The organism is Streptomyces sp. PA03-6a, assembly GCF_033792765.1.
Lineage (GTDB): Bacteria > Actinomycetota > Actinomycetes > Streptomycetales > Streptomycetaceae > Actinacidiphila.
Map to the genome: position 1 here is coordinate 19525 of NZ_JARAVK010000058.1, position 23677 is coordinate 43201.

Annotated in this window: 19 protein-coding genes; 10 read left to right on the forward strand and 9 right to left on the reverse strand. The window is 74.9% G+C overall.

Translation table 11 applies throughout. The features are described 5' to 3' along the window. The first annotated feature begins 252 nt into the window (after nt 1–252). The 3 genes from PV350_RS16390 to PV350_RS16400 all read left to right on the forward strand — a co-directional run bounded on the left by PV350_RS16390 (nt 253) and on the right by PV350_RS16400 (nt 3642). The gene (locus tag PV350_RS16390) at nt 253–1782 is read left to right on the forward strand and encodes a carboxyl transferase domain-containing protein (RefSeq protein WP_500334505.1); all 1530 of its coding nucleotides are present in this window, start codon (nt 253–255) and stop codon (nt 1780–1782) included. 322 nt (nt 1783–2104) lie between these two features. After that, a complete protein-coding gene (locus PV350_RS16395; RefSeq protein ID WP_499511034.1) occupies nt 2105–3271 on the forward strand; it encodes a methyltransferase domain-containing protein in 1167 nt (388 codons plus the stop codon). Next, a complete protein-coding gene (locus PV350_RS16400) occupies nt 3268–3642 on the forward strand; it encodes a GntR family transcriptional regulator (protein ID WP_500334507.1) in 375 nt (124 codons plus the stop codon). Before PV350_RS16395 ends, PV350_RS16400 begins: the two co-directional genes overlap by 4 nt. 10 nt (nt 3643–3652) lie before the next feature. Here the strand turns inward: PV350_RS16400 and PV350_RS16405 are convergent, their stop codons facing one another. Together PV350_RS16405 and PV350_RS16410 are read right to left on the reverse strand one after the other, a co-directional pair. Beyond that, nucleotides 3653–4210, reverse strand: coding sequence for a TrmH family RNA methyltransferase (locus PV350_RS16405; RefSeq protein WP_499511032.1), 558 nt, complete (start codon nt 4208–4210; stop codon nt 3653–3655). Continuing rightward, the gene (locus PV350_RS16410; protein WP_499511031.1) at nt 4210–5334 is read right to left on the reverse strand and encodes a DUF5925 domain-containing protein; all 1125 of its coding nucleotides are present in this window, start codon (nt 5332–5334) and stop codon (nt 4210–4212) included. Before PV350_RS16410 ends, PV350_RS16405 begins: the two co-directional genes overlap by 1 nt. Before the next feature lie 357 nt (nt 5335–5691). Between PV350_RS16410 and PV350_RS16415 the strand changes: the two genes are divergently transcribed. Further along, a complete protein-coding gene (locus PV350_RS16415; RefSeq protein ID WP_499511030.1) occupies nt 5692–6483 on the forward strand; it encodes an SGNH/GDSL hydrolase family protein in 792 nt (263 codons plus the stop codon). A gap of 91 nt (nt 6484–6574) precedes the next feature. Here the strand turns inward: PV350_RS16415 and PV350_RS16420 are convergent, their stop codons facing one another. From PV350_RS16420 to PV350_RS16435, 4 genes are all read right to left on the reverse strand, one after another. Then, on the reverse strand, nt 6575–8221 hold the full coding sequence (locus tag PV350_RS16420; RefSeq protein WP_500334509.1) for a serine/threonine-protein kinase: 1647 nt from the start codon (nt 8219–8221) through the stop codon (nt 6575–6577). Between the two features lie 82 nt (nt 8222–8303). Beyond that, a complete protein-coding gene (locus tag PV350_RS16425) occupies nt 8304–9947 on the reverse strand; it encodes a nickel transporter (RefSeq protein WP_500334511.1) in 1644 nt (547 codons plus the stop codon). After that, complete coding sequence (locus PV350_RS16430) at nt 9944–11299, reverse strand: tetratricopeptide repeat protein (protein WP_500334513.1); 1356 nt, start codon at nt 11297–11299, stop codon at nt 9944–9946. Before PV350_RS16430 ends, PV350_RS16425 begins: the two co-directional genes overlap by 4 nt. Nucleotides 11300–11415: 116 nt before the next feature. After that, nucleotides 11416–12984: a DUF4331 domain-containing protein gene (locus PV350_RS16435; RefSeq protein WP_499511027.1), complete on the reverse strand. Its 1569-nt coding sequence runs from the start codon at nt 12982–12984 to the stop codon at nt 11416–11418. Nucleotides 12985–13159: 175 nt separating this feature from the next. Between PV350_RS16435 and PV350_RS16440 the strand changes: the two genes are divergently transcribed. Both PV350_RS16440 and PV350_RS16445 read left to right on the forward strand, forming a co-directional pair. After that, on the forward strand, nt 13160–13957 hold the full coding sequence (locus PV350_RS16440; protein WP_500334515.1) for an anti-sigma factor: 798 nt from the start codon (nt 13160–13162) through the stop codon (nt 13955–13957). Nucleotides 13958–14073: 116 nt separating this feature from the next. After that, complete coding sequence (locus PV350_RS16445; protein WP_499511025.1) at nt 14074–14337, forward strand: hypothetical protein; 264 nt, start codon at nt 14074–14076, stop codon at nt 14335–14337. Between the two features lie 126 nt (nt 14338–14463). On the opposite strand, the gene PV350_RS16450 is transcribed toward PV350_RS16445, so the two are convergent. From PV350_RS16450 to hmgA, 3 genes are read right to left on the reverse strand one after another with little or no spacing between them, the layout of a single operon-like run. After that, entirely contained in the window at nt 14464–15705 is a 1242-nt protein-coding gene (locus PV350_RS16450) for a type ISP restriction/modification enzyme (protein ID WP_500334517.1), read from the reverse strand. A gap of 14 nt (nt 15706–15719) precedes the next feature. Continuing rightward, the gene (locus PV350_RS16455; protein WP_499511023.1) at nt 15720–16481 is read right to left on the reverse strand and encodes a GntR family transcriptional regulator; all 762 of its coding nucleotides are present in this window, start codon (nt 16479–16481) and stop codon (nt 15720–15722) included. Further along, nucleotides 16478–17806: a homogentisate 1,2-dioxygenase gene (hmgA, locus tag PV350_RS16460; protein ID WP_500334519.1), complete on the reverse strand. Its 1329-nt coding sequence runs from the start codon at nt 17804–17806 to the stop codon at nt 16478–16480. The genes PV350_RS16455 and hmgA overlap by 4 nt, the downstream gene beginning before the upstream one ends. Nucleotides 17807–17872: 66 nt before the next feature. On the opposite strand from hmgA, the gene PV350_RS16465 reads away from it, so the two are divergent. From PV350_RS16465 to PV350_RS16480, 4 genes are all read left to right on the forward strand, one after another. Further along, nucleotides 17873–18544, forward strand: coding sequence for a TetR/AcrR family transcriptional regulator (locus tag PV350_RS16465; RefSeq protein WP_500334520.1), 672 nt, complete (start codon nt 17873–17875; stop codon nt 18542–18544). Nucleotides 18545–18639: 95 nt separating this feature from the next. Continuing rightward, nucleotides 18640–20874: a molybdopterin oxidoreductase family protein gene (locus PV350_RS16470; protein ID WP_499511020.1), complete on the forward strand. Its 2235-nt coding sequence runs from the start codon at nt 18640–18642 to the stop codon at nt 20872–20874. Between the two features lie 88 nt (nt 20875–20962). Further along, nucleotides 20963–22357 (forward strand): aldehyde dehydrogenase family protein, encoded by a 1395-nt coding sequence (locus PV350_RS16475; RefSeq protein WP_500334522.1) that lies wholly within the window; start codon nt 20963–20965, stop codon nt 22355–22357. 17 nt (nt 22358–22374) lie between these two features. Next, nucleotides 22375–23457, forward strand: a complete 1083-nt coding sequence (locus tag PV350_RS16480) for a zinc-binding dehydrogenase (protein WP_499511018.1) — start codon at nt 22375–22377, stop codon at nt 23455–23457. Nucleotides 23458–23677: the final 220 nt, after the last annotated feature.

The window sequence follows — 23677 nt, forward strand, 5'->3', positions numbered from 1 at the left end:
AAGACCCAATCCCCGAGGGGGACGCCCTCCCTCGGGCGGTACGGACGGCTGCGGCGGATGGGCGCCGGAACCGTCCGGGGGACCTCGTTCCCGGCCGGCGCACCCGGTGCGTTCTGGGAATCGACTGTGACCACATCCCCACAACGACCCCCGCCCCGTGATGGAGTTGCGCCGTACGAGTGACCTCCGCCCCGTGTTCCGTGAGGTGTTGGCCCTGGCCACAGGCCCCGGCGGGCACCCTAGGGTGACGCCATGACCGAACCGACGCGCCGCCGCGCGGCCGCCCTGGAGCTCATCGACGCCGTCGTCGACCCCGGCACCTGGCACGGCTGGGACGAGCCCGTGACCGCCCTGCCCGGCTACCTCGACGAGACCGGGTACCGCGCCGACCTCGCCCGGGCACGGGAGCGCACCGGGCTCGACGAGTCGGTCGTCACCGGCGAGGGCAGGATCCGCGGCCGCCGGGTCGCCGTCGTCGCGGGCGAGTTCCGCTTCCTGGGCGGCTCGATCGGCGTCGCCGCGGGCGAACGCCTCGTACGGGCCGTCGAACGGGCCACCCGCGAGCGGCTGCCCCTGCTGGCCTCGCCCGCCTCGGGCGGGACGCGGATGCAGGAGGGCACCATCGCGTTCCTGCAGATGGTCAAGGTCGCGGCGGCCATCACCGACCACAAGGCCGCGGGCCTGCCCTACCTGGTCCACCTGCGGCACCCGACCACGGGCGGGGTCTTCGCGTCCTGGGGCTCCCTCGGGCACGTCACCGCCGCCGAACCCGGCGCGCTCATCGGCTTCCTCGGCCCGCGGGTCCACGAGGCCCTGTACGGCGAGGAGTTCCCGCCCGGCGTCCAGGTCGCGGAGAACCTGCTGGCCAACGGCATCGTGGACGCCGTGCTGCCCTCCGCGGAACTCGCGGACGTCGCGGCACGCGTCCTCGGGGTGCTGTGCGGCGACACGGCGGGCGCCCCGGACACCGGCGGGGCCGGGCCCGAGCCGGCGCCGGGCGTCCCCGCCCCTCCGGCCGCGGAGTCCATCCGGCGCTCACGGCGGCCCGAACGGCCGGGGCTGCGCGCCCTGCTGGCGGTGGCCGCCCGGGACGTGACCCCGCTCAGCGGCACCGGCGCGGGGGAACGGGACCCCGGACTCCTGCTCGCGCTGGCCCGGATCGGCGGCACGCCCTGCGTCGTCCTCGGCCACGACCGCCGGGAGACCGGCGACGGGCGGCCGCCCGCGCTCGGCCCCGCCGGCCTGCGGGTCGCCCGCCGCGGCATGGGCATCGCGGCGGAACTGGACCTGCCGCTGCTGTCCGTGGTCGACACCGCGGGTGCCGCGCTGTCCCGGGAGGCCGAGGAGGGCGGCCTGGCGGGCGAGATCGCGCGCTCCCTCGCCGACCTGATGACCGTGCCCGCACCCACGCTGTGCCTGCTGCTCGGACAGGGCGCCGGCGGGGGCGCGCTCGCGCTGCTGCCCGCGGACCGGGTCGTGGCCGCGCGGCACGCGTGGCTCTCGCCGCTGCCGCCCGAGGGGGCCTCGGCGATCCTGTACCGGACGACGGAACGGGCGTACGAGGTGGCCGGGCGCCAGGGGGTGCGGTCGGCGGACCTGGCCGCGCACGGGATCGTCGACCGGGTGGTCGAGGAGACGCCCGACGCGGCGGACGAGCCCGAGGCGTTCCTGGCCCGCCTCGGCGCGGTCCTGGGAACCGAACTCGCGGCCCTGCGCGCCCACCCCCGCGCCGTGCGCCTCGCCGCCCGCCGCACCCGCTACCGGAACCTGGGCCTGAGCTGACGCCCCTTCCGGCGGGAGGCGTTCCGCGGCGGCGGGGATCCGGGCCGGGAAAGCCGGTGGCGCCGCGTGGCCCCGGCCCCTTGCGGCCGGGGCGGGGCGGTGTCCTTGGCCGCGGCACCGGATGCGGGGCCGCAGACACCGGGTCCCGCGCGGGAGGCGTCCGCGTCCGCGGGCGGTTGGGGGCGGTCGTGGTCAGGCCTCGGCGGGATCCGTCTGCCGCCCCTTCCCCGGGGGATCGCCACGTGGGCGTCGTCCGGCCGGGCCCGGCGGCCCCGCGGGGAGGCACGGGGGCATTGTCAGTGGGGGGTGGAAGGATCACGGGGTGGGCGAACTCAGCAGTGACACGTACTGGGACACCGTGGCCGACCGCTTCGACGAGGAGCCCGACCACGGCTTGCGGGAGCCCGCCGTGCGGGAGGCGTGGGCGGCGCGGCTGCGGGCATGGCTGCCCGGCACCCCGGCGGACGTGCTCGACCTCGGGTGCGGCACGGGCAGCCTCGCGCGGCTCGCCGCCGAGCAGGGGCACCGGGTGACCGGCGTCGACCGCTCCCCGCGCATGGCCGCGCTGGCCCGGGCGAAGCTGGCCGGCACCGGGGCCCGCGTCCTGCTCGGGGACGCGGCCGAACCGCCCGTCGCACAGGGCCGGTTCGACGTGGTGCTCGTCCGGCACCTGCTGTGGGCGCTGCCCGACCCCGTGGCCGCGTTGCGCCGCTGGGCCCGGCTGCTGCGCCGCGGTGGACGCCTCGTGCTGGTCGAGGGGCGCTGGGGAGAGGCCGAGCCGGTGGGCATCCGCGCCACCGAACTGGCCGCGATGGTACGGCCGCTCGCCGAGCACACCGAGGTGGAGCAGCTCGCCCACGACACCGCGCTGTGGGGCGGCCCGGTCCACGACGAGCGCTACGCCGCGGTCGTGCGGATCAAGCAGCCCCGCAGGCACACGGAGATCGTCGACGTCCACCTCGTCCTCCGCCGCGGTGACGAGGTCCTGCTCGGCCGGCGCGTCAACACCGGTTACGCCGACGGCCTGCTGCACGCCCCCTCAGGCCACGTCGAGGACGGCGAGGACGTCCTGACCGCCCTGGTCCGCGAGGCCCAGGAGGAGGTGGGCGTCGTGCTGCGCCCCGAGGACGTCTCCGTCGCCCTGGTCATGCAGCACCGCGCGCCCGGCGGGGGCGAGCGCATCGGCTGGTTCTTCGAGGCCGACGGCGGCGTCCACGAGCCGGTCAACCGCGAGCCGGAGAAGTGCTCGGAGCTCGGCTGGTTCCCCCTGGACGCGCTGCCGGACGACATGGTGGCGTACTGCAGGGCGGGCCTGGAGGCGTACCGCGCGGGCGAGCGCTTCGTGCTCCACCTGCACGAGCCGGGGGACGCGATCGCCCACGACCCGGCGGGGCCCGGCCGCGCCGTCGTCCTCGCGGACGGTGCGTGCAGCACAATGGCCGCGACAAACAGCGCTGCCCCGTCCCGCCGGGAGGACGACACACCGTGAGCCTCAAGATCACCGTCAGGCCGGACGCGGCCGCCGCGCCCTACGAGCAACTGCGCGAGCAGATCGCGGACCAGGCCCGTTCCGGGGCCCTCCCGGTCGGCTACCGGCTGCCGACCGTCCGCGGTCTCGCGGACGAACTCGGCCTGGCGGCCAACACCGTGGCCAAGGCCTACCGCGCTCTGGAGTCGGACGGTGTGATCGAGACCCGCGGCCGCAACGGCACCTTCGTCGCGGCCGCGGGCGACGCCGCCACCCGTGAGGCGGCCGCCGCCGCATCGGCCTACGCCCAGCGTGTGCGGCGCCTCGGCCTGGACCGCGCCGCCTCCGAGGCCGCCGTGCGGGACGCGCTGCGCGCCGCGTACGAGGCGTAGCGCGCGCCGCTCACAGGAGTCCGGCGAGTTTGTACAGCGCCAGTGAACCGGCGACCGCGACGTTGAGGCTGGCGCCCATGCCGACCATGGGGATCTCGACGGCGAGGTCGAGCAGGTCGAGCGCCTCCGGCGGGATGCCCTGCTGCTCGTGGCCCAGCACGACGACCGTGGTGCGCCGCGCGGCCGGCAGGTCCGCCAGCCGTACCGCCTCGTCGGCGAGTTCGACCCCGACGACGTGCGCTCCGCGGTCGCGCTGCCGCTGCAGCCAGCCCAGGGGATCGCCGGTCCAGTGCACGCAGGCGGGCCGCCGCAGGGTGTTGCCGCGGGCGAGCGCCTCCGGCACCCAGGGGAAGCGCGGGACGACCAGGCACGCGCCGACGGCGTCGCAGGTGCGCAGCAGCGTCCCCAGGTTGGCGCCGTGCAGCGGCCACAGCGGCGCCGCGTACAGGTGGTCCCAGCAGTGGTGCGACCGCGGGCGGCGACTGCGGCGCAGTTCCGCCGGGGTGCGGGTCCGTATCCTCCCCGTCGCGATCCTCCCCTTCGCACCGCCGGGGGGACCCCCGGCCATCAGAGGTAGAGGCCTCCGGAGGCGGAGGCCGGGGTCGTCTGGTGGGGGAGCGCGGTGCCGCCGGAGGAGGAGGCGCCGCGGCGCAGGGCGTAGAGCTCCGCGAGCGTGGCGCCGTCCCGGCCGATGCCCTCGGACGTGCCGAGCCAGCCGGTCGCCTCGGTGCGGGTCAGCGGGCCCACCTCGATCCGGGCCAGGCAGCGCCCGGGGCGGACCACCGCCGGGTGCAGCCGCTCCAGGTCCTCGTTGGTCGTGATGCCGACCAGGACGTTGCGGCCCTGGCCGAGCAGGCCGTCGGTGAGGTTGAGCAGACGGGACAGCGCCTGGCCGGTCTGGTGCTTGGCCTGGCCGCGGATGAGCTCGTCGCAGTCCTCCAGCAACAGCAGCCGCCAGCGGCCCGGCCCTTCGGTGTCGTCCTCGCCGATGGCGATCTCCATCAGGTAGCCGACGTCGTTGAAGAGCACCTCGGGGTCGAGGACGCAGTCCACCTGGCACCAGTCGCGCCAGGCGCGGGCCAGCGTGCGCAGCGCGGAGGTCTTGCCGGTGCCCGGCGGGCCGTGCAGCAGCAGCAGCCGGCCGCTGACGTCGGCGGCGGTGAGCTTCATCAGCCCGTCCATGGCCTCCGCCACCGGCGCGGTGTAGTTGCCCCGCACGTCGTCCCAGGGGGCGGCGCTGATCTGCCGCGTGATGCGGTGCGGCCCGCGGCGCGGGGCGACGTACCAGAAGCCCATGGTCACGTCGTCGGGCTGCGGTTCCGGCTGGTCCTCGGCGTCCTCGACGGCCTCGGCCAGGACGCGTTGCGCCAGTTCCTCGGTGACCGCGGTCACCGTCACGTCGGCACGGCGGTGCCAGCGCGACACGAGGATCGTCCAGCCGTCGCCCTCGGCGAGGGTCGCGCCGCGGTCCTTGTCCCGCGCGGAGCGCAGCACCGACCCGCCGCCAGGGACGAGCGTCAGCCCCGACTTGACCCGGTCCAGGGACGTGCCGCACGAGTAGGGCTGTTCTCCGGTGACGAAGCGGCTCAGGAACAGGGCGTCGATGGCGTCGGACGGCGAGTCGTCGTCGTTCATGCCGAGACGGATGGACAGGGCGCGATGCGGGGGCGTTGCGTCGGGCATGTCGCTCATGATCCGGCACCGGGTCCGCGTCCGCACCGGGTTTTCGCGCAGTGGCGCAATCACCGGGAATCCCTGAACGCCCGGTGAAACCGGCCCGATCCGGGCGCAGCGGGCGGTTCACGGGGTACCGGTCGCGTGGCCGGGGGTGGCGCTTCCGGGCGGTGCCGCCGTCGGCGCCCCTAAAGGGCGTGCCAACTACGGGAGTAGAGCCCGTCGGCCGAGACGGCGTCACTTCCGGTGCACGCAGCGGCGATCACGGACAGCTCGCGGGAATGTCCATGTCAAGAAATCTTGGCATGGACACTTCCCGAACGTGTTACTGCGCGGTACGAAAGATGCGGCAGAGATCCTGCTAAGGGAGGTTCCATGAGACTGTCCCGTTTCGTGTCAGCCGCATCCACACTTCTCCTTACCGCCGCACTCGCCCTGGTTGGTGCCGGTTCCGCCCGAGCCGCCGGCCCCGTCTACGTGGCCCTGGGCGACTCGTACTCCGCCGGAGTTGGGTCCGGCAGCTACGACGGCTCGAGCGGCAGCTGCTACCGCAGCAGCAAGGCGTTCCCCCGGCTGTGGGCGAACGCGCATAGCCCGTCCGGGTTCTCTTTCACCGCGTGTTCCGGAGCGACCACGACCGACGTGCTCAACAACCAGCTCGGTCCGCTCAACGCCTCGACGACCCTGGTCAGCATCAGCATCGGCGGCAACGACGCCGGCTTCGCCGACGTGATGACCACCTGCGTCCTCAGCTCCGACAGCACCTGCCTCAGCCGTATCAACCAGGCCAGGGACTTCGCCAACAACCAACTGCCCGCACGGCTCGACTCCGTCTACAACGCCATCAGTTCCAGGTCCCCTTCGGCCCGGGTCGTCGTCCTCGGTTACCCGCGCTTCTACAAGCTGGGCACCACCTGCATCGGCCTCAGCGAGACCAAGCGCAGGGCCATAAACGACGCGGCCGACCTCCTCGACACCGTCACCGCCAAGCGCGCCGCCGACCACGGCTTCGCCTTCGCCGACGTCCGCGGCACCTTCACCGGGCACGAGCTCTGCTCGGGCTCGGCCTGGCTGCACAGCCTCACCCTCCCCGTCTACGAGTCCTACCACCCCACCGCCTCCGGCCAGTCCGGCGGCTACCTGCCGGTGTTCACCTCCGCCGCGTGACCCGCGGCACGGCAGCGCGGAGCGCCCGCACGACGTGAGACGAGGGGTGCCGGGCCACCGCCCGGCACCCCTCGACCGTGCCGGCGCTGCCTCAGGGGGCCGTCGCCGTCCCGTCGGAACCGCTCGGCGACGGGCTCGGCGCCCGGCACGTGACCGTGAACGGGACGTGCGCGGACTCCGTTTCCACCGGACTGCGCACCTCGACGGCCACCCAGCCCTCGATCGTGCCGTCCGGCTCGTAGGACGGTTCGGTGTACTCGACCGTCCGGCTCTTCGGGCCGCCCGAGGGGAAGTCGAGGGTCTGCCAGCCATGGTCGGAACCGGCGCCGCTCGTCCTCCAGCGGTAGGTGACCGTCACCGGGGTGCGGTCGACCGTGACGACCGCCGAGAAGGACGGCGCCTGCTCCGCGGGCGGCGGACAGCCCCCGGTGTAGGTGTCGCGCACGGCCGACACCGTGACGTGGACGTTCACATGGGCCGGGGTGCTGGGCGGCGCCGAGGTGTGCGGGGACGCGGAGTCACCGCCGCCGGTCGTCGCCTCGTAGCCGCTGGCCTCCGTGTCGTCGTCGTCCTGCGAGCCGGTGGCGGACGGGGTCCCGTCGCCGCCCGGGGTGTTCCCGGCGGTCGTGCCGTGGCCGGAACCGCCGGGTGAGCCGTCGTCGAGCAGGGCGTAGGCCACGCCCCCGATGCCCAGGGCGAGGGCGAGCACGCCCGCGGCCATCGCCACCGCCGCGCGACGGGGCCGGGCCGGGGGGCCGCCTGACGGGGGGCCGAATCCGGTGCCGACGGGCGTCGTCGGCCCGAGCGGTGTCGAGGAGACGGGAGTCGAGGAGACCGGCGTGGACCGGACCGGTGTGCCGTCCGGCCCCGGCGGCATCGGCACGGCGGCCTGGGTGGTGGCGTAGGCCGTTCCGGCGCCCGGCGGGGTGCGCCCGGCGGCGAGGGCGTCCAGCCGCCGCTGCACCTCGGCGCCCGGGATCCGGGCCGCCGGGTCCTTGTGCAGCAGCCCGGTGATCACCGGGGCCAGCGGCCCCGCCCTGCGCGGCTCGGGCAGTTCCTCGTCCACCACCGCGCGCATCGTGCTCAGCGCGGTGTCGCGGCGGAACGGCGAACCGCCCTCCACCGCCACGTACAGCAGCACCCCGAGCGACCACAGGTCCGACTCCGGTCCGGGCCGGCGGCCGAGCGCCCGCTCGGGGGCCAGGAACTCCGGTGAGCCCACCAGTTCGCCGGTGCGGGTGATCGCCGAGGAGCCCTCGATCATGGCGATGCCGAAGTCGGTGAGCACGACCCGTCCGTCGTTGCCGATGAGCACGTTGCCCGGCTTCACGTCGCGGTGCAGCACCCCGGCCGCATGGCCGGCGCGCAGCGCCGCCAGCACCCTGCCGCCGATCCCCGCGGCGCGCCGGGGGTCCATGGGGCCCTCCGCGTCGAGGACGTCGGCGAGCGTCACGCCCCGGACGAGCTCCATGACGATCCACGGGCTGCCCTCGGCCATGGCCACGTCGTACACCTTGATGACGTTGGGGTGCTCGACCCGCGCGGCCGCGATGCCCTCCTGCTGCAGCCGCGCGTACAGGCGCTCGACCTCCCCGTCCTCCAGGCCCGGCGGGGCCTTGACCTCCTTGACGGCCACCTCGCGGCCCAGCAGTTCGTCCCGGGCCAGCCACACCACCCCCATGCCGCCCCGGCCCAGCTCGCTGATCAGCCGGTAGCGCCCCGCCACGAGCCGTGTCATCGGCGTGTCCCCCCTTCGTGCCGCCCGCAGCCCAGCATGACCGAACTTCCTCCCGAACGGACCCTTTCGACGGAAAGCTCCCTCAAGCCGGCAGCGCCAGCGCCGCCCTGAGCAGCAGACCGCAGCCCAGCACCAGCACCACGGACGCCGTGGCCAGCGGTGCGAGCCGCCGTGCCGCCGTGAACAGCCGGCCGCGGGCCCGCAGCGCCGACGCCTTCCCGGCCAGCCGCCCGAGGCGCACGACGGCGAAGCCGGCGGCCGTGAGCGTGATCGCCAGGCCCGCGCCGTACGCGAGCACCAGCAGGAAGCCGAACCAGGCCTGGCCAAGTGCCGCGGCGCCCACCAGGACGACCACCGCGGAGGGGCTGGGGACGAGACCGCCGGCGAAGCCGAGCAGGATCGTGCCCCGCAGCGTGGGCCGCGGCTCGTGCGGGTGTGTGTGCGGGTGGGGGTGGGCGTGCGGGTGAGTGTCCGTGTGGATGAGCACGTGGCGCTCGGCGACGGGGCGTTCGGCGGTGAGGACGGCCGCGGGCGCGGTCTGTGCCGCCGTCCCGGGTGAGGGCGCGGGGCGGTGCGGGTGGGCGTGGTGTTCGCCGTGGTGGTGATGGCCGTGCCCGTGGTGGCCGTCCCCATGGTCGTGGCCGTGGTCATGTCCGTGGTCGTGGCCGTGCGGCTGACCCCGCAGCCGCCACGCGCGGCGGAGCAGCGCCGCACCGGCGCAGGCGACCAGCACCCCGCTGGCGACGCCCAGCCAGCCGATGACCGAGGGCGCCGCGGCCGAACCGGTCGTCACCAGCAGGCCCAGCGCGAACACCCCCATGGTGTGGGTGACCGTCACCGACGCGCCCAGCGCGACCATGTCCCGGCGCGACCGGCGGCCGCCCGCGGCGGCCGCCGCGGCCATCAGCGTCTTGCCGTGCCCGGGCGCGAGCGCGTGCATCGCGCCCAGGGCCAGCGCCGTGAGCAGGGCCAGGGCGGCGAACCCCGGGGTGAGCGCGTGCCGTGACACCAGGTCGGTGAGGGCCCGGGTCCAGCGGTCCGCGCCGCGCGGCAGCACACCGGCGGCAGGGGCGTCCTCCTGTGCCGCCAGCGCGGGGCCGCCCGGGGCCACCCGGAAACCGGCCGCGCGTTCGTCGGCGGGCGAGGAGAGCAGGTCCTTCGGGTACGCGGTGAGCCGCCGCGACACCGACGTCCCCGGCACGTCGGCGTCGTGGAGCGTCATCCGGTCGCCGCGCGCGGTGATCTCCCGCCAGCCCGGCCCGGCGGCGATGTCCGCCGGACGGTACGTCAGGGACGTGGACCTGCCGTCCGGCAGGCGTGCCGTCATCCGGCACTCGACGCGCAGTGTCGTCAGCCCTGCCTGCCCCGGCCGTACGGTCGCCGCGGCCCGGCGCACCGTGACCGGTTCGCGGCGACCGCCGACGGATGCCCGTGCGCCCTGTGCGGCCGCGGCGCACCGCGTCCCCGCCCAGTCCGCCAACTCGGCGCGGCCCAGCGCCCGGTCGCCGTCCCGGTCGATCGCGGGGACGGCCTGGGCCGCGGGGATCTCGGCGAGGTCCTCGACGTGGTCGATCCGCAGCACACCGGGGGCGGCGACCAGGCCGTCGTAGCGGTTGACGGTGAAGTTGCCCAGCGGATGCGCCTGCGCCTGTCCCGCGGGCAGCAGCGCGAGGGCCGCTCCCGCCGCTGCCGCGGCCGCCGCGGCGGCCGTCCTGCGCCGGATCATGACGGGTCTCCTTCGATGCGTGCCAGCGCGCGGCGGGCGGCGGGGGCGGCGATGGGCGAGAAGCCGGGGTTGAGGCGGAGCGCCGCGGCCAGCGACGTCCTGGCGGCCGCGCGCTTGCCGAGGGCCGCCTCGATGACGCCGCGGTGGTAGAGGAAGGCCGCGTTGCGGTAGCCCGGCGCCAAGGAGCGTTCGGCGTACGTCAGGGCCTCGCGGTCGCGGCCGTTGACGTGCAGGGCCCAGGCGAGCGCGTCGGCGGTGTGGACGGTCTGCCGGCGCGACCATTCGGCCCGGGCCGCGCGCAGCGCCTCCGCGGCGTCCCCGTGGTCGGCGGCGACCAGCGCCGCGTCGAGGTCGGTGGCGACGCCGTTCGCCCTGGCGAGGGCGATCCAGGTGCCGACCACCGCGTACTGCTGCTCCGCCCGTTCGTCCTGGCCGGTGGCCTCGTACAGTTCGCCCAGTTCCGCGAGTTGCGCGGGCAACGGGTAGCGGTCGACGACCCGGCCCAGGTCGCGCAGGGCCTTCTCCCGGTCGCCGCGTGCCGCGTACGTACGGCCGCGGCCCTCGACCGCCGGCAGGTAGCCGGGGTCGGCGCGCAGCGCGGTGGCGAAGTGCCGCAGTGCGGCCGGGTACCGGCCCTGGCTCCAGGCGAGCTGGCCCAGCGCCGTGGCGACGTAGGCGGTGTCGCCCGGGGTCGCGGCGGAGTCCAGGGCCCGGGTCAGGATGCGGCGGGCACCGGCGGGGTCACCGCGCAGTTCGTGGACGTAGGCGAGGCGGGTGAAGACCGGGATGCCGGGACGCACCGCGTCCGCGTGCTCGGCGGCGCGCAGCGCCTCGTCGTAGCGGCCGAGTTCGACCAGGGCGTCGACCCGTACGGCGAGGGCGCGCTCCCCGTACGGGTTGACCTTCAGCGCCCGGTCCGCCTCGGTGAGGGCGGTGCGGAAGTCGTGGCGGGCGGCGGCGAGCGCGGCCCGCCCGGCGAGTGCGGCGTCGTTGTCGCGGGGGGAGATCCGCAGCGAACGGGTGAAGGCGGCCTGCGCCTGCGGGTAGCGGGTCGGGTCGCCGCTGGTCCTGGCCTGCTCGACGTAGGCGGCGCCGAGCGCGGCCCACCCCGGGGCGTCGTCGGGCTGGGCCCGCAGATGCGTCTGCAGGGCCGCGATGCCGCCCGCGAGGTCGCCCTCGGTGAGGCGGTCCAGCGGGGCGTCGGCGGCGGGTGCCGCGGTCCGTGCGGCGTCCCGCGGGGCGGGGGACCCGCCGAGGACCAGCGCGCCCGCGGTGAGCGCCAGCGCGAGGCCGAGCGCCAGCGCCGCGTACAGGACGGCGGCGCGCAGTCGGCCCGGGGCCGGTACGTCCATGGCTGCTGCCTTTCGGGATGATGGGGTGGAGCCCGGCCGGGGCGCTCGCGGTGCGTCCCGGCCGGGTGCCGTGCGGTGTGCCTGCGCCCGGCCGTGGGGCCCGGCGCAGCGGTGCCTCAGGCCCGGCCGTGCGCCCGGCGGCCGGCGGGGCTGCGGCGCATCCGCCACCACAGCAGCGCGGCGCCGATCAGCAGCACGCCCGCGCCGCCGGAGGCCGCGGAGGCGATCAGCACGGTGTTGTCGTCACCGCCGCCCGTGAGCAGGCCGCCCCCGTTGAGCTGGGTGACCCCGTTGGTCTGCGCCGAATTGGTGGCCGGCTTGGCCAGCGGGCCGTCCGAGCCGGAGGCCGGCAGGGCCACGTACGGGAAGCTGGCGCCGAAGGCCTGGTCGTTGGCGTTGACGGCGTCGCCGAGGTCGTTCTTCGACCCGACCAGTTCGCCCTCCACCACCTGCAGCGCGATGTCCACGACGTCGTCACCGAGCCGGCGGCCGTTGGGGAAGCCGGCGTTGTCGCCGTCCAGGACGCCGAGCCGCTTGGGCTTGGCGGTGGGCGGGACGGCCGTGTTGAGCCGCAGCATCTCCGACGGGCGGACGTGCGGCGGCTGGTTGAGCTTGGGCACACCCGTCAGGAACACCTGGACGAGGTCGTTGCGCGGGGTCGCCGGCGCCTTGATCTTGTAGATGCCCTCGATGAGCCCGGGCAGTTCGGGGTGCGTCACGTTCTTGAGGAACTGGGCGTCGTTCCAGGGCGAGGACGCGTTGAACCGGTCCTTGTCCTTGAGCGGGTTGACCACCTCGTTGACCAGCGGCATGCCGAGGCGCGAGACCTGTGCCCAGTCGCCGTTCGCGGTGCGCCGCTGCGTGGTGGACCAGATGCCGACGACCGGCTGCTTGGCCGACTGGCGGATCGCGGCCGTCGGGACCTGCAGGGCGATGGTGTTGACGTTGTAGCCCTTGAGGGTGTCGTCGCCGACCTCGGAGAGGTTGCCCCCGTAGAGCAGGTCGAAGACCCGCAGGTCGAGGAAGAACGGGTCGTCGGACTGGCCGGCGAAGGCCGTGGTGCCGCGGCCCAGGTCCTTGACGGCCTGCTGGCGCAGCACGTTGTAGTCCGGCATCGAGGCCTTGCCGACGTTCGACGGCGCGACGGGCACGTCGTTCGCGACCTTGTAGCGGCCGGTGACCTGCTGGTCGTGCAGCCGGAACAGGTCGATGTCGTAGGTCTGGAAGAAGTTCAGGTCCGGGTCGTCGAGGCTGGTGACCGGGCCGGTGTTGTAGAGGAACGTCTTCTTGTTGCGGAGGTGGTCCCGGAACGTCCACCGGTAGAGGTAGTCGCCCTGGGCGTCCCCGTCGCTGTCGATGTGGATGTCGTACTGGGCGTCATTGGCGAACTTGTAGAAATTCGGGCCGCCGGCCGGGTCCTCGAACGGTATCCAGTTCGCCACCAGCGTGGTGGTGTCCGGGCGGTCGGGGCTGACGAACGCGTAGACGTCCGTGGTGTCGTACTGCGGCTGCCCCGAGATCAGCGGTGCCTCCCGGTGGCTGGACGCCTGTGCCGTCCCCGGCTCCAGTCCGGTGACGCCCACCGCGGCGAGTCCCCCCGCTGCCAGTGCGCCGGCGGCCAGCAGGGCGATCGTGCGCGATCGCCCGAACCGGGCCGTGAGCCTGTTCCTGCTGTGTGCGGTCATCGCGTCGGTCCTTCGCGAGTGTGGCCCCTCCCCCTTGGAAGAGGTCCTGCGTGGGTTGTTCGGGGCCGGTCGGACGGCGGATTGGCGGACCGGGGCGAATTTGTGTCACAGGGTTGTAACGTGATATGGGCCCGGCCGGACGGTGCGTGCACCGCGGAGGGAAGCGGGGCGACCCATGAGAGGTTCCGTGCACGAACTGGCCGCGGCGTACGCGCTGGACACCCTCGCGCCGCGGGAACTGCGCCGATTCGAGCGGCATCTGATGCGCTGCCACGCGTGCGCCGAGCGGGTGCGGGATCTGGCCGGGGACACCGTGCGGCTCGGCAACCGGGGTTCCGCCGTGCCGCCGCCCCCGATGGTGCCGCTGCTGGTGGACGGGGTGCCGGTGGACGGCGTGCCGGAGGATCCGGAAGCGCCGCAAGCCCGGGAACCCCTGGAAGCCCTGGGGCCGGGCCGGTGGTGGGAGGCGTGGCGCCGGCCGTCCCCGGCGCGCCTGGCCGCGACGGGCGCCGGGGCGGCCCTCCTGGCTTGCGCGGTGCTGGGCGCCCTGCTGCTGCGGACCGCCACCCAACTGGACCGGGAACGGGGGAACACGCGTGCGGTGAACGAGGTTCTGACGGCCGCCGATGCCCGCCCCGCCTACGCGAGCGACGACCATGGACGGGGGGTGACCGCCGTGGTGTCACGGGACCTGCGCCGCGCCGTGGTGACGGTGCACGGGCTGCCGCGCCTGGAGGGACGGAACGTCTACCAGCTGTGGCTGGTGAGCGAGCGTCCGACGTCCTTCCGCTCCCTCGGCGTGCTGGGCGCCGATCCGGCGGCGGACGGCACGCCCGCGCCGATCGTGACCGACGGGCTGAACGAGCGGTCGTACGCGTTCACCGTGACGGTTGAGCCGACTGGCGGATCCGTGGTGCCGACCTCGGATCCCATGGTGCAACTTCCCCTGCTCGCGCTGGGGATCGGTTCGTGACCGTCAACCCCCTTGACGCACAGGTGAATCCGGGAACGCGGATGCATAGGTGACGCCGCAGGACGATAGGGTTACCCTGCCCGGTGCCGGGTGCCCTCGAACGGGTGGGGAGTGTCATGGATCAGATAGCAATGCGGAGCAGGCCGCGAGTGCCTGCCGTCACGTGCGGGAGCAGCGCGTCCAGCGCGCGTCTCGACCGCCATCTCTCGGTGCTGGCCGGCCCCGCCGTGCCGCAGCGGGAGGCGGAGGAGGCCACGCTGTTGATGCGCGAGCTGACCTCGCGCGACCACGTGCGCGCGAACGCCAACCGCGGGGCGCGTGTGTCGCTGTTCGCGCCGCTGCGGCGGCTGCGCCGTTCGCTCTTCGGCAGCCGCGGCTGACCGGAGGCGTCCTCGGCGTTCCTTCCAGCGGACAGGCTCGGGCGCAGTACACCGTCCCGGCACCGCGCTGCGTCATGCGGCGCGTCGGTGTGCTCCGTCCGAGCCTGTTGTCGTGTCGACTTGTGGTCACAGCAGGGCGAACTGCCCGTCCGGTCCCTCTTCGTGGTGATCCAGCACGGAGGCCGGGCGGCGAGCGGAATCCGGCACTGGCAGGACGCGGGCCGCACGCAGCTCGGCGGCACTGATCCGCGGGCCGTCCGCGACCCGGGCGGCGAGCGCGCGGCGGGACGGCCGCAGCTCCGCCAGCAGGGCCAGCACACTGACCAGCTCCAGCAGTTCGGTCGTCCTGGCCCGCGGCCAGGCGGCGGGCCGGATCGCGTCGAGCCCCTCCGCCGCCCCGGCGGGGAGCCGCCGCTCGAACCAGGTCTCCAGCACCCGCGTCCCCCCGGCGTGGAACTCCCAGGCCGCCTGCGGCACCGGCGCCACCCGTCCGCTCCCCAACACCAGCGCCTGCTCCTCCGGGTCGTACGACGGGGCCTCCCGCGGCACGTCGGGCAGCGCCGCCCGGACGTAGGGGCGCCGGCCACCGGGCAGCCGGGGATGTCCCGTGGGGCGGTCCTCCGCCGGATCGGCGAAGCGGGCGCCCCGGGTGTGCAGCCACAGCAGACGGCGGCCCAGCGCGACGCCCTCCGCCCACAGCGCCGGATCGGCGGTGAGCGGGACCCCGACGGGCGAGCCCGTGGCGAGCGCGGCGACCCAGGCGAGCACGTCCTGCGCGCCGACCGGGGTGTCCAGCCGACGGGCGAGTTGGTCCAGCAGACCCGGCGCGAGGTTCGGGTCCCGTCCGCCGGGGCGGCGGAACAGCGGCCGGATCCGGCCGGGCCGGCCGGCGGGGGAGTGGCCGTCGGGGAGCAGCGCGGAGAAGGCCAGTGGCGGCCCCGGGACCTGCGGCAGGCGCGCCAGTTCCACCGCGTACAGCTGCCGGTCCTCGTCGGCGACCCGCCACAACTCGGGGCGGGCGGCGTCGATCAGGCGCTGGTCGGGGATGAGCCACTGCTGGTCGTACGGGCCGTGGAGCACCCGCAGCGGCTCCGGGCAGGGGCCCTCCTCGCGCTCCAGCCGGGTGGTGGGCGCCGGGTGGCCCGGAAGCTGGGCGACGGCGGTGTGCGGGGTGCGCGCCCGGGTCGGATGGAACAGCCGCTCGCGCTCGGCGCCCCCGGCCTTCACCAGCCGGTCCCAGCGTGAGGTGAGGGTCGCCGCATCGGGGGCCATGACCCAGCTCCGCCCCAGGCGCAGGGGCGGGACGGACCACGGCATCAGGTCCGCCAGCGTCGGCGCTTCCTCGCTCACATCGCTCACCGTGGGCATGCTACTGAGGGCCCTCAGGGTGCCTCCACGGTCACGGTGAAGGAGAAGCGGTCGCCCCGGTAGCGGATGCGCACCACGTCGACCGTGCGGCCCGTGTCGTCGTAGGTCACCCCCGTGTAGTGCAGGATCGGGCTGAGCAGGGGTACCTGCAGCAGCCGGGCGGTGTCCGGGTCGGCCAGCCGGGCCTCGACGGTGTCGGTGATGCGGCTGATCCGTACCCCGAGGGCGTCCCGGAGCACCTTCGTCATCGGCCAGCGCGCCAGGTCCGCGAGGTCGATGCGGGCGGCCAGCTCCGGCAGGACGAAGTTCTCCGCCCAGTTGGTCGGTTCACCCGACTCGTCGCAGCGCAGCCGGCGGTAGGCGACGGTCTCCGGCAGCCCGGGGAAGTACTCGGCGAACTCCTGCGGCACGGGCGCCGGGCCGTGGCCGAGCACGCTGGTGCGGTCCCCGGACTGCTGGGCGACGATCGCGTCGACCGAGCCCAGCAGCCGCACCGGAGCCCCGCGCCGCGCGGCCGGTTCGATGAACGTGCCGCGCCGCCGGTGGCGGCTGATCAGCCCCTCCTCCTCCAGCTCCTTCAGCGCCTGCCGCATCGTGAGCACGCTGACGCCGTAGTGCCCCGCCAGCGCGTCCTCGGTCGGCAGCCGCAGCGGGGCGTCCGGACGACGGCCGAGTATCGAGGCGCGCAGGGACTGCGAGACCTGGTACCACAAGGGGAGTTTGCGGTTCAGGACCAGCGAGTCGGGGGCGAAGGTGCTGCTCGGGCTCGTCGTCATGGCCTGAAGTGTCGCTCAAGCCCCCGCCACACGCCGTCGTAGTCCCGCTGCAGGTGCTCCGCACCCAGCGCTTCCGGGGTCGCCACCACCGGCCAGCGCGTCTCGAACATGAAGGCCAGCCCGTCGTCCACCTTCTGCGGGACCAGCTCGGCGGCGCTCGCCTTGTCGAAGGTGGCCCGGTCCGGGCCGTGCGCCGACATCATGTTGTGCAGCGACGCCCCGCCGGGGACGAAGCCCTCCGCCTTGGCGTCGTACGCGCCCTCGACGAGCCCCATGAACTCGCTCATCACGTTCCGGTGGAAGTACGGCGGGCGGAAGGTGTCCTCGCCGACCAGCCAGCGCGGCGCGAAGACCACGAAGTCGGCGTTGGCCAGGCCCGGGGTGTCGGAGGGCGAGGTCAGCACGGTGTAGATCGACGGATCGGGGTGGTCGTAGCTGACCGAACCGAGCACGTTGAAGCGCCGCAGGTCGTAGACGTAGGGCACCAGGTTGCCGTGCCAGCCGACGACGTCGAGGGGCGAGTGGCCGTACTCGGCGGCCCACAGGTTGCCGCCGAACTTGTTCACCACCTCCACCGGCTCCTCGCGGTCCTCGTACGCCGCCACCGGCGCCATGAAGTCCCGCGCGTTGGCCAGGCCGTTGGCGCCGATCGGGCCGAGGTCGGGCAGCCGGAAGGACTGGCCGTAGTTCTCGCAGACGTAGCCGCGCGCCTCCCCGTCCGGCAGCTCGACGCGGAAGCGCACCCCGCGCGGCACCAGCGCCACGTGGCCCGGCCCGGCGGCCAGGACGCCCAGTTCGGTACGGACCAGCAGCCGGCCGCGCTCCGGCACGATCAGCAGCTCGCCGTCGGAGGAGGAGAACACCCGGTCGGCCATCGAGCGGTTGGCCGCGTACCAGTGGATGCCGATGCCCTCGCGGCGCAGCACGTCACCGTTGCCGCCGACGGTGACCAGGCCGTCCACGAAGTCGGCCGGCTCCTGCGGCAGCGGCAGCGGGCTCCAGCGCAGCCGGTTGGGATCGGGCTCGGCCTGCGTGAAGGGCGCGCTGCGCAGCCGCCCGTTGGCGATGCGGCGGAACGGCGGATGGGCCGCCGAGGGGCGGATGCGGTACAGCCACGAGCGGCGGTTGTGATGCCGCGGCTCGGTGAAGGCCGTGCCGCTCAGCTGCTCCGCGTAGAGGCCGAGCGGGGCGCGCTGCGGTGAGTTGCGGCCGACCGGAACCGCTCCGGGGACCGCCTCGCTCATGTGCTCGTTGCCGAAGCCGGGGAGGTAGGCGAGGTCCTTGCCGGCCTGGATCTCTGTGCTGGCGATCTCTGTGCTGGTCACGATTCCTATGGTTGTCCATAGGAATCAACCCCGCAAGGGATCGGCCGGTCCCTGTGGAAAACCGGCATGATGGACCTCGTGCACAGCAGCGGCAACGGTCTCCGGCGCGTACCCGTCCAGCAGCGCAGCGCCGAACGCTTCGCCCGGATCCTCGACGCGGCCGCGGCGATCCTCGACGAGGGCGGCTACGAGGAGCTGAGCACGCGGGACGTGGCCGCCCGCGCGGGCGTGCCGATCGGCTCGGTCTACCGCTTCTTCTCCAACAAGCGCGCCATGGCCGACGCCCTCGCCCGCCGCAACCTCGACAAGTACCTCGCCGGGGTCACCGACCGCCTCGACGCCCTCGGCCCGGCCCCTGGCGACGTGGCCCCCGGCGGCCCCGGGGACTGGCGCCGCCTGATCGACGTCGTCGTCGACCAGTACGTCGCCATGCGGCGCACCGTGCCCGGCTTCGCCCTCGTCAGCTTCGCCGGCCCGGCTCCCGGCCCCGCCGTGAACGACCTGGCCAACCATCTGGTCGCCGACCGGCTGCGTGCGCTGCTCATCGCGCCGCTCGGCGCCGCCGGCGTGGCCGTGACCGACGACCGGCGACTGCGGACGGCCTTCGTGGTGGGTGTGGAGGCCGCCGACGCCCTGCTCAAGATGGCCTTCCGCGCCGAGCCGCAGGGCGACGCCGCGCTCATCGCCGAGACGAAGGTGCTGCTCCGCGCGTACCTCGCCGGCGTTCTGGAGCCGTAGCCCGCGAGCGTCGTGTCCGCGAGTGCTATCCCGACATGCATACCGGTCGGTATGGTGACCGCACACGAGGAAGCGTCCTTGCCCCGGGAGGCCCGATGGCCAGCAGTCGTACCGCCCTGCGTATCTGTCCGCTGTGCGAGGCCACGTGCGGACTGACCCTGACCATCGACGCGGACCGGGTCACCGGCGCCCGCGGCGACCGCGACGACGTCTTCAGCGCGGGCTTCATCTGCCCCAAGGGCGCCTCCTTCGGCGAGGTCGACGGCGACCCCGACCGGCTGACCCGCCCGCTCGTGCGCCGCGACGGCGTGCTCACCGAGGCCACCTGGGCCGAGGCGTACGCGGCCGTCGACGAGGGCTTCGCCCGTGTCCGCGAGACCCACGGCACCGCGGCGACCGGCGTCTACCTGGGCAACCCCAACGTGCACACCATCGCCGGCGGCCTCTACCCGCCGACGGTCATCCGTGCCCTCGGCACCCGCGCGCTGTTCTCCGCCAGCACCCTGGACCAGATGCCCAAGCAGGCCGCGTGCGGCCACCTCTACGGGGACGCGCTCGCCGTCCCCGTGCCCGACCTGGACCGCACCGACCACCTGGTCGTCATCGGCGGCAACCCCCTGGTGTCCAACGGCAGCCTCGCCACCGCCGCCGACTTCCCCGGCAAGCTCAAGGCACTGCGCCGCCGCGGCGGCAGACTCACCGTCATCGACCCCAAGCGCACCCGCACCGCCGAACGCGCCGACCTCCACATCGCCCCGCGCCCCGGCACCGACGCCGCGCTGCTCTTCGCCGTCGTCCACGTGCTGTTCGAGGAGCAACTCACCGGCCTCGGCCACCTCGAAGGCCACGTCACCGGCGTCGACGAGGTCCGCGCACTGGCCCGCGAGTTCACCCCCGAGACGGTCGCCCCGTACTGCGACGTCCCCGCCGAGCTCATCCGCACCCTCGCCCGCGACCTGGCCGCCGCCCCCAGCGCCGCCGTCTACGGACGCCTGGGCAGCACCGCCGTACGCTTCGGCACCCTCGCCAGCTGGCTGATCGACGTCCTCAACATCCTGACCGGCAACCTCGACCGCCCCGGCGGCGCCATGTTCCCGCTGCCGGCCACCGCACGCGCCCCGCGCCCGGCCGGCCCCGGCCGCGGCTTCACCACCGGCCGCTGGCACAGCCGGGTCTCCGGCCACCCGGAGGTCGCCTCCGAACTGCCCGCCGCCGCACTCGCCGAGGAGATCGACACCCCCGGCGACGGGCAACTTCGCGCCCTGGTCACCATCGCGGGCAACCCCGTGCTGTCCGCCCCCGACGGGGCCCGCCTCGACCGGGCCCTGGCGGGGCTGGACTTCATGGTCAGCGTCGACCCGTACCTCAACGAGACCACCCGCCACGCGCACGTCGTCCTGCCGCCGCCCCCGCCCTCGCGCAGCGCCCACTACGACTTCGCGTTCGGCAACTTCTCCGTGCGCAACAACGCCCGCTACAGCCCGCCCGCGATCCCCCTGGAGGACGGCAGGCCCGGGGAGCCGGAGATCCTCGCCCGGCTCTCCCTCCTCCTCGGCGGCTTCGGCCCGGAGGCCGACCCCGCGCTCGTCGACGAGCAGGCCGTCACCCACCGCCTGGCCAAGGAGACCGCCGACCCGCACTCCGCGGTCCACGGCCGCGACCCCGTCGAACTGGCCGCCGCGCTGACCGGAGGCACCGGCTACGAGCGACGTCTCGACATGATGCTGCGGCTCGGCCCGTACGGCGACGGCTTCGGCGCCGACCCCGGCGGCCTCACCCTGCGCAGCCTCCTCGACCGGCCGCACGGCATCGACCTCGGCCCGCTGCGCCCCCGCGTCCCCGAGGTGCTGCGCACCGCCTCCGGCACGATCGAACTGGCGCCCGCGCCGCTCACCGCCGACGTGCCCCGGCTGCTGGCGGCGGTCACCGGCCGGTCCGGGGACGGGCTGGTCCTCATCGGCCGCCGGCACCTGCGCTCCAACAACAGCTGGATGCACAACGTGCCCGCGCTCACCGGCGGGAGCAACCGCTGCACCCTCCAGGTGCACCCCGAGGACGCCACCCGCCTGGGCCTCACGGACGCGGCGCCCGCCCGCATCAAGGGCGACGGCGGCGAGATCGAGGCCCCGGTCGAGGTCACGGACGCGGTGCGGCCCGGAGTGGTGAGCCTGCCGCACGGCTGGGGCCACGACCGCGCGGGCACCCGGCTGACGGTCGCGTCCCGCGAACCGGGGGCCAACCTCAACCAGTTGCTCGACGGCACCCTGCTCGACCCGCTGTCGGGCACGGCCGTCCTCAACGGATTCCCCGTGCAGGTCGCCCCGGCGTGACCCACCGCACGGGGTGCCGCCCTGGAAACGGAAAACTATCGGCGCTAGTTTGGGCGGGCCACGGCAGGTCCGCCCGGGAGGACAAGGGATGAAGCCGCACGACGGGATGTACATCGACGGCGAATGGCGGCCCGCCGCCGGCACGGAGACGATCGACGTCGTCAACCCCGCCGACGAGCAGGTGTTCGCCACCGTGCCCGCGGGCACCGCCGCCGACGTCGACGCGGCGGTCGGCGCCGCCCGGGCCGCGTTCCCCGGCTGGGCCGCCACGCCGCCCGCCGAACGGGCCGCCCGGATCGCCGCGCTGCGCGACATCCTCGCCGCGCGCCGCGACGAGATCGCCGAGACCGTCACCGCCGAACTCGGCGCGCCGCTGCCGTTCAGCCAGGCGGTCCACGCGGGGCTCCCGGTCGCGGTCGCCGGCTCGTACGCCGAACTCGCCGCCACCCACGCCTTCGAGGAGCGGATCGGCAACTCCACCGTCCTCCACGAGCCCGTCGGAGTGGTCGGCGCGATCACCCCCTGGAACTACCCGCTCCACCAGATCGTCGCCAAGGTCGCCCCCGCGCTCGCCGCCGGCTGCACGGTCGTCCTCAAGCCCGCCGAGGACACCCCGCTGGTCGCCCAGCTCTTCGCCGAGGCCGTCCACGAAGCGGGCGTGCCCGCGGGCGTGTTCAACCTCGTCACCGGTCTCGGCCCGGTCGCCGGACAGGCCCTGGCCGCCCACGAAGGCGTCGACCTGGTCTCCTTCACCGGATCCACCGCCGTCGGCCGGCAGATCGCCGCGACCGCGGGCGCCGCCGTCAAGCGGGTCGCCCTGGAACTCGGCGGCAAGTCCGCCAACGTCATCCTCCCGGGCGCGGACCTCGCCAAGGCCGTCAACGTCGGCGTCGCCAACGTCATGTCCAACAGCGGCCAGACGTGCAGCGCCTGGACCCGCATGCTCGTCCACCGGGACCGGTACGAGGAGGCGGTGGCCCTCGCCGTGACGGCCGCCGCCAAGTACGTGCCGGGCGAGCGCATCGGCCCCGTCGTCAACGCAAAGCAGCACGAGCGCGTCCGCGGCTACATCGCCAAGGGCGTCGAGGAGGGCGCCCGCCTTGTCGCCGGCGGCACCGACGTCCCCCGGGAGCGCGGCTACTGGGTCAGCCCCACCGTCTTCGCCGACGTCACCCCGGAGATGACGATCGCCCAGGAGGAGATCTTCGGCCCCGTCCTGTCGATCCTGGCGTACGAGGACGAGGAGGACGCGCTGCGCATCGCCAACGGCACCGTCTACGGCCTCGCCGGGGCGGTCTGGGCGGCCGACGAGGCGGCGGCCGTCGCCTTCGCCCGGCGCATGGACACCGGCCAGGTCGACATCAACGGCGGCCGCTTCAACCCGCTGGCCCCGTTCGGCGGGTACAAGCAGTCCGGCGTCGGGCGCGAGCTCGGCCCGCACGGCCTCACCGAATACCTCCAGACCAAGTCCCTCCAGTTCTGAGCGCAGGAGAAAACACCGTGGTCCGCGCCGCCGTACTGCCCGCCGTCAACGCGCCCCTGACCCTCGCCGAGATCGACCTGCCCGAACCCGGGCCGGGCCAGGTACGGGTCAGGCTCGCCGCGGCCGGGGTGTGCCACTCCGACCTGTCCCTGTCCAACGGGACGCTGCGGCAGCCCGTGCCCGCCGTCCTCGGACACGAGGGCGCCGGCACGGTCGTCTCCGTGGGCGAGGGCGTCACGGGTGTGGCCCCGGGCGACCGCGTCATCCTCAACTGGGCGCCCTCCTGCGGCGCCTGCCACTACTGCGGGCTCGGCGAGCCCTGGCTGTGCGCCGCCGCGGGCGCCGCGGCGGGCGTGCCCCACGCCAAGCTCGTGGGCGGCGGCGACGAGCTCTACCCGGGGCTCGGGACGGCCGCGTTCGCCGAGGAGACCGTGGTCCCGGCGGCCGCGGTGCTGCCCCTCCCGGACGGGGTGCCGCTCACCGAGGCCGCGCTCCTCGGGTGCGCCGTGCTCACCGGGTACGGGGCGGTCCACCACAGCGCCGGGGTGCGCCCCGGGGAGTCCGTCGCCGTCTTCGGTGTCGGGGGCGTCGGCCTCGCCGTCCTCCAGTCGGCCCGCATCGCGGGGGCGGGCGCCGTCGTGGCCGTCGACGTCTCCCCGGAGAAGGAGCCCCTGGCGCGGGCCGCGGGCGCCACGGAGTTCCTCCTTGCGGGGGAGGACGTCGCGAAGCGCATCCGCGCGCTGACCGGCGGGCACGGGGCGGACGTCGCCATCGAGTGCGTGGGGCGCGGCGAGACGATCCGCTCCGCGTGGTCCTCGACGCGGCGCGGCGGGCGCACGACGGTGGTGGGCATCGGCGGGAAGGGGGACCTGGTCTCCTTCTCCGCGCTGGAGCTCTTCCACTTCGGGCGCACGCTGTCGGGGTGCGTGTACGGGAACAGCGACCCGGCGCGGGACCTGCCCGTCCTGGCGGAGCACGTGCGGGCGGGGCGGCTCGACCTGTCGGCGATGGTCACGGAGCGGATCGGGCTGGAGGGGATTCCGGGGGCGTTCTCGGCGATGCTGGCGGGGAGGGGCGGGCGGGCGCTGGTCGTCTTCTGACCGGTTCGTCGCCGTCTGCGGGTTCGTTGCGCCTGCGGGCGGGCATCCCCCGCCCTCCCGCCGATGGCCCGGCGCGGTCAGTGCGGGCCTGCGCTGCGTTGGGTTGGGGTCGGGGCCGCGGCGGCGCACTCCCCCAGCCTTCGGCCGGGGGGACCCCCACAGCGCTCGCGGTTTGGCCCTGCGTCGTTCGGCGCCCGGGTTCGCCGCTCGTCTCCCCCAG